Consider the following 13,664-nt stretch of genomic DNA (forward strand, 5'->3'; position numbering starts at 1 on the left):
CTGTGAAGGCCGCGAGGGTCACCCGGCATCGCCGGGTGACCCTCGCGGCATCCGCGTGCGTACGCAGCCGGCCGGGCTCAGCGGGACAGCCAGCCGCCGTCCACCGCCAGCACGTGCCCGTGGACGTAGTCCGCGGCCGCGGAGGCGAGGAACACCACTGCCCCGCCGACGTCGGCGGGCCGGCCCCAGCGGCCTGCCGGGATGCGCTCCCCGATCTGCCGGGAACGGACCGGGTCGGCCAGGAGTGCGGTGTTCATCTCGGTGTCCATGTAGCCGGGCGCCACCGCGTTGACGTTGACGCCCCGCGCCGCCCACTCGTTGCACAGAGCCTTGGTGAGCTGCGCGACCGCGCCCTTGCTCGCCGCGTAGGCGGGGACCGTGAGGCCACCCTGGAAGCTGAGGAGCGACGCGAGATTCACGATCTTGCCGTCGCCTCGGTCCAGCATCGGCCGGCCGAACGCCTGGCACAGCTGCATCACGGCCCGCAGGTTGACCTGCAGCACCGAGTCCCACTCGTCGAGCGGGAACTCGGCGGCCGGATGCCGCACCTGCGCGCCCGCGTTGTTCACCAGGATGTCCACGGTGTGCCGGCCCAGCACCTCGGCGGCGGCCTCGGCGATCGAGCCGGGATCCGCGAGGTCGACCCGCACCCCGGAGACGGTGCGGGCGTGGTCACGGGCGTGCGTGACGAGCTCGTCGGGCAGCTCGCCGCGGGACAGGACGATCACGTCGGCGCCCGCGGCGATCAGGGAACGGCTGATCCCCAGTCCGAGCCCGCGCCCGCCGCCGGTCACGACGGCGGTCCTGCCGGTGAGGTCGAACGGCGTCATGAGTCGGCGTCCTCGTCGTGGGAGGCGACCAGGACCTTGAGGTACTCCGCCGCCCCGGCCGCGGCGACCGCCTGCGCGGCCTCGGCGAGCGGGAACGCGCGGGTGGGCAGGCGGTCCAGGCCGAGGCTGCTGTCGGCGACCAGCTCGATCGCCCGCCGTACGTCGTCCGTCGTGTACACGCGGACCCCGCGGACCACCAGTTCCTTGAAGCAGACCTCGCGCAGGTCGAGCGGGGTCGGCTCCTTGTGCACCGCGACGATCACCACCGTTCCCCCGACGCGGGTGGCCGCGGTGAGTTCCGGCGCGACGGCGGGGTGGCCCGCCGCGTCAAAGGTGACGTCCACACCCTCGCCGTCGGTGAGCTCGAGGGCCGCGGCCGTGAGCGTGCGCCCGGCGGGGACGACTGTCAGGCCGAGCTGTTCTGCGAGCGCTCGCCGCGCCGGGGAGGTCTCGCTGACGATCACGCGCTCCGCCCCGGCGTGCCGCGCGGTCAGGGCCGTGAGGATCCCGATCGGGCCCGCGCCCGCCACGGCGACGGTGTCCCCGGGCACCAGTCCGGACAGCGCCACCGCGTGCACCGCGACGGCGAGGGGCTCGACCAGGGCGGCGAGCCGCAGGTCGACGCCGGCGGGCACCTCGTGCAGCACCTCGGGCGGGAGCGCCACGTAGCGGGCGAGGCTGCCGGGCACGTCGATCCCGTAGAGGCCGAGGTCGCGGCAGACGTGCGTGTCGCCCCGTCGGCACGCCCGGCAGCGGCCGCACGAGATGAGCGGTTCCACCACGACCGGGGCACCGTTCCGGGGCCCGGTCGGCGCCTCCCGGACCACACGGCCCGAGATCTCGTGCCCGAGGATCAGGCCGTGGCGGGCGCGGGGGTGCTTGCCGTGGACGATGGCGAGGTCCGTGCCGCAGATGCCCGTGTAGGCCACCTCGACCAGCGCCCAGCCGGGAGGTGGCTGCGGGATATCGACGTCGCGCAGCTCCAGGACGTCGTCACCGGTCCAGAGGACCGCCGGCATGGTGGGCGGGGCCATGTTCATCGCGCACCTCCGGCGACATCGTGCGTCAGCGCCGTCCGCCCCGTGGCCAGCACCTGCGGGTTGACGATGTCGCGCGGGGCGCGTCCGGCCAACACCTCCACGACGTTCTCGATCGTGCGGCGCTTGAGCTCGCCGTAGGACTCCTCCGTGTACCACGCCAGGTGCGGGGTCAGGACGACGTTGTCGAACTCGGTGAGGGGATGGTCCACAGGAAGGGGCTCGTCCTCGTGGGTGTCGATGCCGGCCCCGCCGAGGCGACCCGCCCGCAGGGCATCGACGAGCGCCGGCACGTCGACCACTCCGCCACGCGCGGTGTTGACGACGATGGTGGTGTCCCGCATCAGTGCGAGCTGGTCGCGGCCGATCAGGCCGCGGGTCTCCGCCGTCAGCGGGACGTGCAGCGAGACCACGTCGGCACGTGCGCACAGCTCCTCGAGCGTGACCGCGGGGACGCCGTGGTGGATGGTGCCGGGCGCGGCGACGGTGTCGTGGCCGATGACGTCGTAGCCGAGACCGGCTGCCTTGCGTGCCGTCGCCGCGCCGATCCGGCCGAGGCCTACCACCCCGAACGTCCGTCCTCGGGTCTGGAAGAGGGGCCGGACGGCGGGCAGGTCCACCCGGCCCTCCCGCAGGCCCCGGTCGGTACGCGGGATGCCGCGAGCGACGGCGAGCGTGAGACCGATGGCATGGTCCGAGACGGCCTCGGTGCCGTAGTCCGGGACGTTGCACACGGCGATGCCGCGTGCGGTCGCTGCCTCGACGTCGATCGAGTCCACCCCGACGCCGTACCGCCCGATCGCTCGTAGCCGGGGGAGTGCGTCCATGACGTCTCCGTCGATGCGGGCATACTGCACGAGCACGCCGTCGGCGTCGCGGCAGTTCTCGATCAGTTCCTCGCGGGTGCGGCTCTGGCTGATCCGCAGGTCGGCGCCGCTCTCCCGGGCGACGGCCTCCTCCTCGAGGAACGCGTCGTGGTCGCACTCGGTCACGGTGATGGTGGGTGGCATGGGCTCTCCTTCGTCGGAATGCCTGTCAGGGCCTGGATGATCCGGCAGTCAGCAGATCCGCACGGTGTGACACGTAGTATATGTGATGACCAATGACACTTGGCATACATGTGACATCTGGTAGGCTCTCGTTCGAGGCCAGGGGGCTCAGACCGGCCTCCACGTCACGCACTGTTGCTGATGAGATAGGAACAACGATGTCCTTGCGTACTCGTTCAGCCGGCCGCACGCGGTACGGACGGCTCGCGCTCACGGCGGCTCTCGTCGTGCCGGCGTTGGCACTCTCCGCCTGCGGTGGCGGCACGTCCGGCGCCGCCACCGACTCGCCCTACGGCTTCGAGGCCGAGGAGCAGGAGGCCGACAGCCCGATCACGGTGTGGGTCGACGCCTCGCGGGAGCCCGCGGTCGATGCCTTCACCAAGGCCCACCCCGACATCCCGGTCAATGTCGAGACCTACGACGGCGGCGCGAACGGTTCGGGCAGCTTCCAGACCAAGATCACCGCTTTCGACCAGGCCGGTTCCGGCTGGCCCGACGTCGTCTTCTCCACCCAGAACAACGACGCCGCGTGGGCCGCGGTCGGCCAGACGCCCTTCGCCGCGCCGCTCGACCAGGGGTACTTCGACCAGGAGTTCCTGGACGGGTTCACCCCTGGCGCGCTGAACCCGACCACGGTCGACGGCACCGTCTACGGGCTCCGCAACGACCTCGCGTCCGTCGTCACGTGGTACGACCAGAGCCTGTTCGACGAGTTCGGATACGAGCTCCCCACCACGTGGGAGGAGTACCAGGAGCTCGGGGAGCGGGTCGCGGAGGAGCACCCCGGCTACATCGTGGGGTCCGTCGGAGACGCCTGGGCTCCTGAGGTCTACTTCTGGGGGGCGAAGGCGCCCATCAACACGGTCACCGGGACCGACACCTTCAGCGCCGACACCTCGGACCCCAACGCGGTCAAGATGGCCGAGCTCCTGGACAGCATGATCGAGTCGGGGTCGGTGGTGCAGGACAGCGTCTTCGACGCCGAGTTCGTGCAGAAGTACACGGGCAAGGTGCTCATGCTGCCCGGACCGGTGTGGTTCAGCGGAGCGCTCTTCCAGAACGCCGACTCGCTCGACGCTCCGGAGGGCACGATCGGCGCCGGACTGCCGCTCGCGTGGGAGGGGGAGGACCCCGTCACGGGCAACGTCGGTGGCGGTACCTGGTTCATCTCCCAGCACTCCAAGAACCTCGAGGCGGCGAAGACGTTCCTGGAGTTCGTGACCAGCGCCGACGAGTACCAGGTCGACCTCGCGCCAGGCCTGCCCGCCTACGCGTCCGCCGCCGACCAGTGGCTCAAGAACCAGGCCGAGTCGGGCTACTTCGCCGGAGACTTCGCGACGAACGTCACCACGGCGTCCGGCCAGGTCTGGGACGGGTGGGGCTATCCCCGCTTCAGCCAGGAGGCCGTCTTCGCCAAGACCGTCACCCCGGAGCTCGCGGCGGGCAAGAAGCTCGTCGACCTGCTGCCCGACTGGCAGACGGCCCTGGAGAACGAGGCCCAGGTGAACGGGTACACGGTCGAGTGATGGCGACAGCGCAGCACTCGGGTGCCGCTCCCGCTCCGGGAGCGGCACCCCAGGTACCCAGGGTCAGGAAGGCCCGCCAGTCGAGCATCGCCCGGAGCCGGGGGCGGATGTCCTACCTCTTCGTGTCCGGCTACACGATCCTCCTGCTCGTGTTCGGCCTGGCGCCCACGCTGTACGCGGCCTACCTGTCCCTGACCAAGGAGGGGCAGTTCGTCGGGCTCGAGAACTTCGTTCGGGTGGTCCAGGACTTCCGGTTCGGGCCGGCGGTGCTGCACGTGGCCCTCTTCGTGCTCTTCTGGCTGGTCGGGCTGGTCCTCTTCGTCGTCGTCCTGTCCTTGCTCGTGCACGGGCTGGCGAGCCGCGGGCTGAGCACGGGGCTGCGGTTCGTCTACTACATCCCGGGTGCGTTGGCGGGCGCGTCGAGCGTGATGCTCTGGCTGTTCGTCCTCGACCCGACCGTCAGCCCGGTCTCCTGGGTGCTGCACGCGCTGGGTATGGAGACCTTCGTCCAGACGGTCTCGCCGGGGAACCTGCCGGTGATCTTCGCGATCATCGCGTTCTGGACCGGAGCGGGCGGGTGGATCGTGGTGCTCTACGGAGCGCTGAACAACGTGCCCAACGAGGTCATGGAGGCGGCAAGGATCGACGGCGCGGGCCGCCTGCGGACCGCGCTGAGCATCCAGCTCCCGATGATGCGTAAGTGGATCTCGTACATGGCCGTCATGTCCCTGGCCGCCGGCACCCAGCTGTTCGTCGAGCCGCGCATCCTGTCCCAGGCGAGCAAGGGAGTGGTCCCCGTGGACTACTCCCTCAACCAGCTGGCCTACCTCTATGCGTTCAAGCAGACCGATCACAACGGGTCAGCGGCGATCGCGATCCTTCTGCTCGTGGTCTCCCTCGGCCTGAGCATGTTCTTCGTCATCAAGGGAGGCCTCTTTGAACGCGACTGAGGTGGGTTCAGCGGCCGCTGCCCCGGCCACCGGTACACGCGGCCGACGAAAGGCCGAGACCACCCCCGGCGCGTGGCTCGGACGTGCGTTCGTCGCGATCGTGCTGTCGTTCTTCGCCCTGTTCTTCGTGGTGCCGATCCTCTGGCTCCTCAACGCCACGGCGAAGTCGCCCCGGGACCTCCTGACCACAGCCCCGTTCGCACCGGGGTCGTTCGGCGACCTGGCGGCGAACTGGGACGCCCTCGTCGGCTTCCAGGACGGGATCATCTTCCAGTGGCTGGGCAACGCGGGGCTGTACTCCGGAGTCGCCCTGGTGCTGACCCTGCTGACGAGCATCCCGGCCGGCTACGCGATGGCGCTCGGCACCTTCCGTGGCCGCAAGGCACTCCTGACCACCACGCTCGTCGTCATGCTCATCCCGAACACCGCTCTCGTGCTGCCGATCTTCCTCGAGCTGTCGGCACTACAGCTGGTGGGCACGGCAGCCTCCGTGATCCTGCCGTTCTCCTTCTTCCCGTTCGGGGTCTACCTGACGTATATCTACTTCTCCTCGAGCATCCCGGCCGATCTCCTGGCCGCCGCCCGCATCGACGGATGCGGGGAGATGGGGGTCTTCACGCGGATCGCGCTGCCCCTCGCCACCCCGGTGGTGGCGCTCGTCGGGTTCTTCAGCTTCGTGGCCAACTGGAACAACTACTTCCTGCCCTTCCTGGTGGTGCCCGGACCGAAGGCGCCGGTCCAGGTCGGGCTGGCCGAGATGCTCGCGAACGTCCCGCAGTTCAACCCGACCGCCGCCGGAGTGACGACGATCGAGCTGCCCGCGCTCGCCCTGGCCACCGTGCTGTCCGTGGCGCCCGTGCTGCTGATCTTCCTGTTCTCGCAACGATTCCTCGTGGCGGGTATGACCGCCGGCGGGACGAAGGAGTGACCGCCGGGATGGCTGTGGAGCGACACGGGCTCGTGGTCGACGTCGTCCCGGAGAAGCGCGAGGAGTACTTGCGCCTGCACGCCGCCGTGTGGCCGCAGGTCGAGGCGACGTTGCAGGCGTGCAACGTGCACAACTACACGATCTTCGTGCTGGAGAACACGCTGTTCGCCTACTACGAGTACACCGGTGAGGATCACGCGGCCGACATGGCCCGGATTGCGCAGGACCCGGTGACGCAGGAGTGGTGGACGCACACGGACCCGTGCCAGACGCCGTTCGGCCGCGAGGCCAAGCCCGGCGAGCGGTGGCGGGACATGCAGGAGGTCTGGCACCTGCCATGACGCGCCACCTCGTCGATGCCCACCTCCACCTGTGGGAGCTGGAGCACCACCCTCAACCCTGGATCGACCCGGAGTCGATGAGCGAGATCGACCGCGACTTCACCGCGCAGGACGCCACCGCGGAGCTCGCTGCCCACGGAATCGTGGATGCCGTCGTGGTCCAGGCCGACAACTCGCTGTCCGAGACGGAAGACCTGATCGCCGCAGCCGCGGACGGCACAGCGATCAAGGCGGTGGTCGGTTGGGTGGATCTCCTGGGTGACGTGCCCGCGCAGCTGGAGCGGCTCCGGGGTCGGCACGGGGGAGAGACCCTCCGGGGCATCCGCCATCTCGCGCATCTCGAACCTGACGCCGCATGGCTGCTCCGGCCCGACGTGACCGCCGGCCTGTCCGCGGTGGCCGACGCCGGCCTGGTCGTCGAGCTCGTCGTCCGTGCACACCAGCTGCGCGTGGTCACGGATCTGGCCGATGCGCTCCCCACGGCGTCGTTCGTGCTCGACCACCTGGGCAAGCCTCCGCTGCTCGGGGGCGGCGACGGCCTCCAGCAGTGGCAGACCGATCTCGCAGACCTCGCGCGGCGTCCCCACGTGGTTGCCAAGGTCTCGGGCCTCGGGCTCGAGGCCGACCACGATCGTTGGACCGCCGATTCCCTGCGCCCCGCCGTCGACCACGCACTGCGTACCTTCGGACCGGAGCGGCTGATGTTCGGGTCCGACTGGCCCCTGGTCCGGCTCACCCGCGGGTACACGGCGTGGTGGGAGACCTACCTGCAGCTCACCGCCTCGCTCAGCACCGCAGAACAGGAGGCGATCGACCATGACACCGCACGACGCACCTACGGGATCCACCGTGCGTGACCTCGCCCGGCGGGCCGTGGGCAGCACCGGCCTCCGCGTCACGGAACTCGGGTTCGGCGCGGCCAGCATCGGCAACCTCTACCGTGTCACCAGCGACACGGAGGCATCAGGCGCCGTGGAGCGAGCGTGGGAGCGCGGGATCCGTTCGTTCGACGTGGCGCCGCACTACGGCCTCGGTCTGGCAGAACGCCGTCTGGGAACAGTGCTGCGCCAGTACGACCGAGACGAGTACGTCCTGTCGACCAAGGTCGGCCGGCTCATCGAGCCCAACCCGCACCCCACGGAGCTCGACGACGACGGGTTCGTCGTGCCCGGTGACCTGCACCGCGTGTGGGACTTCAGCGCGGACGGCGTACGGCGCTCGATCGACGAGTCGCTCGAACGCATGGGCGTGGACCGGATCGACATCGCCTACGCCCATGACCCCGACCAGTGCGGGCCCGACGCCGCACGCGCCGGTCTGGAGTCGCTGCGCCGGCTGCGCGAGGAGGGCCTGGTGCGAGCGATCGGCATCGGTACCAACAGCACGAGTCAGCTCGCCCGCCTGATCGAGGACGGGCTGATCGACGTCGTCATGCTCGCCGGCCGGTACACCCTGCTCGAACAGGGCGCCCTCGACTCCGTGCTCGAACCGGCCCGCCGCGCAGGGGCCGCTGTCGTCGCCGTCGGCGTCTTCTACTCGGGCCTGCTGTTCCGCAGGGGCCGGGTGGCGGGCGCCGACTACGGCTACAGCGCGGGCCCGGAGGAACTGGTCGCCAAGGCCGAACGGATCGAAGCGGTCTGCGCCAACCATGGCGTCGCGCTGGCTGAGGCAGCCCTGGCGTTCCCCCTCACGCACCCGGCCGTTGCGAACGTGACACTAGGGATGCGCACCGCCCAACAGGTCGACACCAACATGGCGCTGGCAGAGGCGACGGTGCCCGAGCAGCTCTGGAAGGAGCTGGCGGAGGACGGGCTGGTTGATGAGCGGTCGGTGGTTTGACCCAGCCTCACCCGTTCACACCTTTCGGGTCAGTACACGTAGCCGTCAGTGCTTGTTGCCGCTGGCCACCAGGACTCCGCCGAGGCCGACCATCATGACGCCGCCAGCGGCGCCCATCTGTGACAGCCGGCGCGGGTTGTGTCCGAGCCGCGTGCGAGCCGTGCCCGCGATCAGCGCCCAGATGCTGTCGCAGCACAAGGCGATCGCGGCGAACATGCAGCCGAGGACTGCGAGCTGCAAGGGCACCGAACCGGCGTCGCGGCTGACGAACTGGGGCAGTACCGCGACGAAGAACACGAGCGTCTTGGGGTTGGTGGCCGCCACGACGATGCCCTGCCAGAGCTGTCGACCGCTGCTGGGCGCATGCGTCGGACCCGTCGACAGCGCCGCGTGGTCGTGACGGTGCCGGATGGCTTGGACGCCGAGGTACATCAGGTACAGCGCTCCGGCGATCTTTACCGCGGTGAACACAACGATGGACTCGGCGATCAGTTGACCTAGCCCTAGCGTTACCAACGCCGTTGCGGGCAGCGTCCCGATGGCGTTGCCCAACACTGACAGCAGCCCACCGCGCCGCCCGTACGCCAGTGACCGACCGATGGTGAACAACACACTGGGACCAGGGATAGCGATGAGGACGAGAGCGGCGAGCGCGAACGCCCCCGCGTTGGCCAAAGGCAACATCAGCGGCTCCAACGGACGCGGGTCCCTGCACGGACGACACGGGCAGGCGCCGCTCACGATAACTCATCTGCCGGTCCGGCCCGGTCGCTACAGGGGTAGGGTGAGGCCGGGCAACTTCAGGCTTTCTGGCTCCGCCAGGCCGGGTTGGAACGTGGGCTTCCACACTCTGAGCGGGCGACGGGAATCGAACCCGCGTAATTGGTTTGGAAGCCTTGCCGGATGGCGTTCGGATGATGCGGGCCAACCGGCTGAAAATGGCCGCTGACCTGGTCTTATTGTAATGCTGGAGTGGGTCGGTGTGGGGTCGGGACTGGCCCTTATTGGCCCTAACTAGGGCCAGATTGGCGAGAGTTAGGGCCAATAAGGGCCAGTCGCGCACGTCCCGTGCACGACGCCGTCCCCCCGCTTCCTGGCTGCGGGCAATCACGTGCTGCTCGCTTCGGGGCGCTCCTTGATCGGGGACCTGCCGGTAGCCCGGAGCTTCGGTCTGGCCGACGAGTGGGTGATCGTCTCGAACAGTGTGGTAGCTGCCCGCCATCGACGAGCAGGCGCTGAATGGCTACGCGTTGACCAGGAGATCGCTCTGCCCCGGATCCGAAGCGGGTCGAAGTCTTCCCACAGGGTGAGGCTACGACGCGACGTCGAGCAGGGACCCAGCCGGTGACGCATTGATCGGCAACGTCCCCCAATTGAACTACAGATCGAATGCGGCTCGAGGGTGGGCCGCTCAGGTCGACAGCCCTTCACGCGTCTCATTCTGGCGTCCACAGTGCCCGGAGCGCGGGCTCAGATTCGACTCGCCGTCGTATCCGATAGACGTCGATGTCTTCCACCTTGAGGGTTAGTGGGACGTCGTCATGGTCGGGGGACGCGTGGTCAGTCGCGTCGTCGCGGCCGAAAAAGAGAACGTATGTTGGACGGCCGGTCTGCGCGCTGCGCATACGGATGCCGTCGATGTGTGGGTTCGGGAGCCACCGGACGAGTTCGGTGAGTACTTGGGTGGGGGCGTATTCGCGGTGCTCCCGGCCGTCCAAGCGAATCGGGCGTGTGATATCGGAGGCGAACGCCCGCAGGAAGCCGAAGTGGTTGCGTTCCTCCGCTCGGGACTGGTCGAACGCGCTAGGAAGGTCCAAGTTGTCAGGGTGAACGTCGAGTACAACGAGGCGGCGTGTCGCCCTGAAAGCTCCGACAATCGCCAGTTCACGCTGTTGCGCGTCGTGGGCGGCGATTTCAGCAACGGCCGTCTCCGGATCGCCTGATGCATAGAACATCGGTATGCCCGCTGGGCTCATCCGGTTTGCGCCCGCATGTTCTGACGGCGCAGCTCCGAGCTCTTGCGCTTTGGCCAACCTCTGCGCCTGGCTTAGGCGCCCGATCAGCCGTCCGCGGTACAGGGGTTCGCCGAGATCCAACCTGCGCACGAGTCGGTTGCTGTGCTGCCGGATCATCTGTTTGAAGTCTTCGACGAAGTAGGCCGCGGAGGGCCCGCCGTCAGGAAGACGGGTGTCACTTCCCTTCAGGAATATGAACCTAGACGTGTGCTGAACAAGGTCAGAGAACTGCCCCCAGCCGGCGGCGGGACTGAAGTGGTCAGATTCGCCATAAGGGCCGAGCCAATTGCGATCATTCCAGTCCGTAGAAGTGACTACGCTGGAAAACCGCTCCATAATCTCGTCCGATACATCTCCGGCGAAAACGTCGTCGAAATAGTTGCTCAGAATATCGCTCGTCTCGAACGCGGCGAACGGGTCGTGTGCGGGCTCCAAGTCGCGCCGCAGGATTGGCATCATCCTGTACAGAATTGCCTCAGCGGGCGCCTGATTGTCAGCATATTGACCGCAAACAAAGCAATGTCCAGCCGTGAGTTCCGTGACGAGGATACCTTGGAGATAGTCGTCGACTATGTGCGCTGTACACAGCACGTCGGTTATCTCGCCGAAGCCGCGCTCCTCCAACTCGTCCATCCAGCGCTTGACGAGACTCATGGACCAACTTTCCTGAGGCGTCCGTGTCGGTGGCAACTTGCGGCAGCTGCGCGCTGTGACCAGTTTCCGGGCTTCGATGAGTGGTGAGCTCTAGCCCCACCCGAATGGGCCGACGCACTATGGACCCGAGCACTGCCCAACCGCTGTAGCCCGGCGAGGACCGAAGCGTGCATCCCCCAAGACCGCGACCTACGCCGCGCTCGTACCCAGGTCACGACGCATCTCCGTCCGTAGGGTGGCAAGCTCGTCCCATGTTTGATTGATGGTCGCCCGGAGCTTGCCATGGTCGAGCGTTGTGGCACCGGCGCTCCGTATGGCCGCGGCAAGCGGTCCATAGATGTACCCCAGCTGCCTGTTCGTTGCTCGAACGTGGGGGAGCACGCTGTCAGGCACAAGCATCTGAGCGATCGCGTACTTGTGCCGGTACTCGGCTTTGACCGTGTCGACGTTCTCGAGAGCTTTCAGCAAGTTGACATCGACCGACTCCATCTCGTGATACAGGTCCTTCAGCCGCGCGAGATAGTGCCTAGCTGCCGCGTTGAATTCGACGTACACCTGACGCAGCTCCGAATCTCGGTCCTTGTCGCGGTGCGCGTTTAGTTCGAGCTGCCGCAGGAGTTTCTGATGCTCCCATGCCTCCCTGTTCGACGTTCGTACGGCGCGCTGAGATAACCAGCCGGATAGCACAGAGCCCGCGACCGCGACCACGGCGGTCAGCAGTCCGACAACCGTCGACCATTCCATCCTGTCACTCCTTCGCGCGGCCTACCGCCCTCATGCGGCTAGGCGGCCTACAGATCGAGCCACATCAGACTTGCGTCGTTGAGCAGTCCGTGATCCCGGGGCGGCATAGTAGCGGTGGCTGACCGAGCGTGGCCACAGGTCAGGGCGCGTCGCAAGGGCGCCGACGCTTTCGTCAAGTGCCCAACGCCCTGTGCGGCATGCTTCCTCACCCTTTATGCCCCAGGCCCAGCCCAACGGCCTGTCACACTGATCGGACCGGGCCCCGAGTGGACTGGGTGAAGTGCAGATTCACCCGAGCCTTTGTAGCGTCCTCGTGGACCCCGCCAGCCCGGTATCTGCAGCGTTGAAGGCGCGGATCCGAAGCTGTCCAGTTGGGGTGCCGGCTGGACCAGGACTGGACTGTCCGCCGCTGCTTGGGCTGCCCGCCCGGCCAGTTACCGGACGTCGGTAGTGCCTGCCACAGGTATCAGCGCCATGAGGCATTCCGGCGATGATGGCCTCTTCGCATGCCCCCGAGGAGGCTGTTCGCGTTTCCCAGAGGGGCCCATCGTCACGCCGCTCCAGTACTCGGCAGCGCGGACACGGGCGGCGAGCGGCCACGGCGACGCACTAGAACGCGACAACGCACGCGCGTGACTGGCCCGGCGGCGCGACGACCGTGGTGCGCGGCCAAGCGGATACACAGACGGGTCCCGCGGACCGCCCCGACGGAGGCCACACACCTACTGCACAAGCCGCGAGCGGTTCCGTCCGTACGAAACTTGGGTGGGAGTATGAGCGTCGACAAAGGTTCTGCCAGCTTCGGGGACAACGGGTCTCGTGCGCTCACGAAGCGGGGGCCCGCTGGGCGTCGCGCGGGGAGCGATAGCGCGTGTCCTCGGTGTGGGAGCCGAATCCCGGTCAGGGCGACCGGTAGGCCAGCGAGATGGTGCTCGCAGCGGTGCCGCCGCGCCGCATACGAGGAACGCCGCGCCGCGGCCGCCGGGGCCATCGCCGTCGAGGTCGTGGAGACCGTCACGACGACCGAGCATGGGATCGACGAGTGCGTCGGGCGGGTGCAGGCTTCTCCCGTCGCGGCACGCAGGGTACTTACCCACCTGACCAAGTTGCTGGCGGAGGATGGTCTGCGCGACCCGAGGTGGACGTCGACAGTGGACGCTGCGGTAATCCTGGTACGTGGGGTGGGGGCTGGTGCTCGAGGCTCCGCTCGCTTCCCTCCGCGGGGATACGTCAAGCCAAGTTGGTAGAGAGCTTCAGTCGCGATCCGGTGCCCCCAGCATGGTGCTCATACCGAAACGGTGCGGCACGTGTCACCTATTCGTGCAGCAGTCCCGAAACGCTCCAGTTCTGCGCCTGCGCGGTCACTGTTCGAGGTTCTCTTTCAGGAATTGGTCGACGATGTCCATGACGGGCTCGCCGAAGAACGCGCCCGCGCCGTGGCCGGCTCCCTCGAGCCGGTAGAACTCGATCCGGTGGCCTGCCGCCACCAGGGCGTCGCCGAGAACGACGCTCTGCTCGAACGGCACGACCTCGTCGTCACTGCCACGCATGATGTGGATCGTCATGCCTGCCCGGCTGCCAGGTCCATGGAATATCGGCACCCAGGACTGCGAGGCGGATCGGGCAACACCCGAACACTGACCCGGATGGTCCCGGCCGCACACCTCACCCCCTGAACGCGCCAAGGCTGCGGGCATTCGCCAACTCGAATAGGAGCCTGCGCCAGTAACGGCAGGTCACAAACGTGACCT

Annotated in this window: 13 protein-coding genes; 6 read left to right on the forward strand and 7 right to left on the reverse strand. The window is 68.1% G+C overall.

The genetic code is table 11. The features are described 5' to 3' along the window. Positions 1–77: 77 nt before the first annotated feature. From ACH45N_RS08910 to ACH45N_RS08920, 3 genes are read right to left on the reverse strand one after another with little or no spacing between them, the layout of a single operon-like run. Complete coding sequence (locus ACH45N_RS08910; protein ID WP_397393036.1) at positions 78–830, reverse strand: SDR family oxidoreductase; 753 nt, start codon at positions 828–830, stop codon at positions 78–80. Continuing rightward, on the reverse strand, positions 827–1,864 hold the full coding sequence (locus ACH45N_RS08915; protein WP_397393037.1) for a zinc-binding dehydrogenase: 1,038 nt from the start codon (positions 1,862–1,864) through the stop codon (positions 827–829). The genes ACH45N_RS08910 and ACH45N_RS08915 overlap by 4 nt, the downstream gene beginning before the upstream one ends. 2 nt (positions 1,865–1,866) lie before the next feature. Further along, positions 1,867–2,877: a C-terminal binding protein gene (locus tag ACH45N_RS08920; protein ID WP_397393038.1), complete on the reverse strand. Its 1,011-nt coding sequence runs from the start codon at positions 2,875–2,877 to the stop codon at positions 1,867–1,869. A gap of 197 nt (positions 2,878–3,074) precedes the next feature. Between ACH45N_RS08920 and ACH45N_RS08925 the strand changes: the two genes are divergently transcribed. From ACH45N_RS08925 to ACH45N_RS08950, 6 genes are read left to right on the forward strand one after another with little or no spacing between them, the layout of a single operon-like run. Next, the gene (locus ACH45N_RS08925) at positions 3,075–4,442 is read left to right on the forward strand and encodes an ABC transporter substrate-binding protein (protein ID WP_397393039.1); all 1,368 of its coding nucleotides are present in this window, start codon (positions 3,075–3,077) and stop codon (positions 4,440–4,442) included. Beyond that, positions 4,442–5,392 carry a carbohydrate ABC transporter permease gene (locus ACH45N_RS08930; protein WP_397393040.1) on the forward strand — a complete coding sequence of 317 codons (951 nt, stop codon included), beginning with the start codon at positions 4,442–4,444 and terminating at the stop codon, positions 5,390–5,392. The genes ACH45N_RS08925 and ACH45N_RS08930 overlap by 1 nt, the downstream gene beginning before the upstream one ends. Beyond that, a complete protein-coding gene (locus ACH45N_RS08935; protein ID WP_397393041.1) occupies positions 5,379–6,320 on the forward strand; it encodes a carbohydrate ABC transporter permease in 942 nt (313 codons plus the stop codon). Before ACH45N_RS08930 ends, ACH45N_RS08935 begins: the two co-directional genes overlap by 14 nt. An 8-nt stretch (positions 6,321–6,328) precedes the next feature. Next, positions 6,329–6,661: an L-rhamnose mutarotase gene (locus ACH45N_RS08940; RefSeq protein WP_397393042.1), complete on the forward strand. Its 333-nt coding sequence runs from the start codon at positions 6,329–6,331 to the stop codon at positions 6,659–6,661. Further along, entirely contained in the window at positions 6,658–7,518 is an 861-nt protein-coding gene (locus ACH45N_RS08945; RefSeq protein WP_397393043.1) for an amidohydrolase family protein, read from the forward strand. Before ACH45N_RS08940 ends, ACH45N_RS08945 begins: the two co-directional genes overlap by 4 nt. Further along, positions 7,511–8,500 carry an aldo/keto reductase gene (locus ACH45N_RS08950; RefSeq protein WP_397393044.1) on the forward strand — a complete coding sequence of 330 codons (990 nt, stop codon included), beginning with the start codon at positions 7,511–7,513 and terminating at the stop codon, positions 8,498–8,500. The genes ACH45N_RS08945 and ACH45N_RS08950 overlap by 8 nt, the downstream gene beginning before the upstream one ends. Before the next feature lie 45 nt (positions 8,501–8,545). Here ACH45N_RS08950 and ACH45N_RS08955 read toward each other — a convergent pair whose 3' ends face one another. From ACH45N_RS08955 to ACH45N_RS08970, 4 genes are all read right to left on the reverse strand, one after another. Next, complete coding sequence (locus ACH45N_RS08955) at positions 8,546–9,184, reverse strand: LysE family translocator (protein WP_397393837.1); 639 nt, start codon at positions 9,182–9,184, stop codon at positions 8,546–8,548. A 752-nt stretch (positions 9,185–9,936) separates the two neighbouring features. Beyond that, positions 9,937–11,169, reverse strand: coding sequence for an RES family NAD+ phosphorylase (locus tag ACH45N_RS08960; RefSeq protein WP_397393045.1), 1,233 nt, complete (start codon positions 11,167–11,169; stop codon positions 9,937–9,939). A 189-nt stretch (positions 11,170–11,358) separates the two neighbouring features. Beyond that, the gene (locus ACH45N_RS08965) at positions 11,359–11,913 is read right to left on the reverse strand and encodes a hypothetical protein (RefSeq protein WP_397393046.1); all 555 of its coding nucleotides are present in this window, start codon (positions 11,911–11,913) and stop codon (positions 11,359–11,361) included. Positions 11,914–13,274: 1,361 nt separating this feature from the next. Then, positions 13,275–13,478: an alpha/beta hydrolase family protein gene (locus tag ACH45N_RS08970; RefSeq protein ID WP_397393047.1), complete on the reverse strand. Its 204-nt coding sequence runs from the start codon at positions 13,476–13,478 to the stop codon at positions 13,275–13,277. Between the last annotated feature and the right edge of the window lie 186 nt (positions 13,479–13,664).

This window comes from Promicromonospora sp. NPDC019610 (assembly GCF_044389365.1).
Lineage (GTDB): Bacteria > Actinomycetota > Actinomycetes > Actinomycetales > Cellulomonadaceae > Promicromonospora.

Coding starts and splice junctions, on each gene's coding strand:
- ACH45N_RS08960 (WP_397393045.1), bottom strand. CDS start 11,169: ATGAGTCTCGTCAAGCGCTGGATGGACGAGTTGGAGGAGCGCGGCTTC.
- ACH45N_RS08965 (WP_397393046.1), bottom strand. CDS start 11,913: ATGGAATGGTCGACGGTTGTCGGACTGCTGACCGCCGTGGTCGCGGTC.
- ACH45N_RS08930 (WP_397393040.1), top strand. CDS start 4,442: ATGGCGACAGCGCAGCACTCGGGTGCCGCTCCCGCTCCGGGAGCGGCA.
- ACH45N_RS08945 (WP_397393043.1), top strand. CDS start 6,658: ATGACGCGCCACCTCGTCGATGCCCACCTCCACCTGTGGGAGCTGGAG.
- ACH45N_RS08925 (WP_397393039.1), top strand. CDS start 3,075: ATGTCCTTGCGTACTCGTTCAGCCGGCCGCACGCGGTACGGACGGCTC.
- ACH45N_RS08970 (WP_397393047.1), bottom strand. CDS start 13,478: ATGACGATCCACATCATGCGTGGCAGTGACGACGAGGTCGTGCCGTTC.
- ACH45N_RS08955 (WP_397393837.1), bottom strand. CDS start 9,184: ATGTTGCCTTTGGCCAACGCGGGGGCGTTCGCGCTCGCCGCTCTCGTC.
- ACH45N_RS08910 (WP_397393036.1), bottom strand. CDS start 830: ATGACGCCGTTCGACCTCACCGGCAGGACCGCCGTCGTGACCGGCGGC.
- ACH45N_RS08915 (WP_397393037.1), bottom strand. CDS start 1,864: ATGGCCCCGCCCACCATGCCGGCGGTCCTCTGGACCGGTGACGACGTC.
- ACH45N_RS08920 (WP_397393038.1), bottom strand. CDS start 2,877: ATGCCACCCACCATCACCGTGACCGAGTGCGACCACGACGCGTTCCTC.
- ACH45N_RS08940 (WP_397393042.1), top strand. CDS start 6,329: ATGGCTGTGGAGCGACACGGGCTCGTGGTCGACGTCGTCCCGGAGAAG.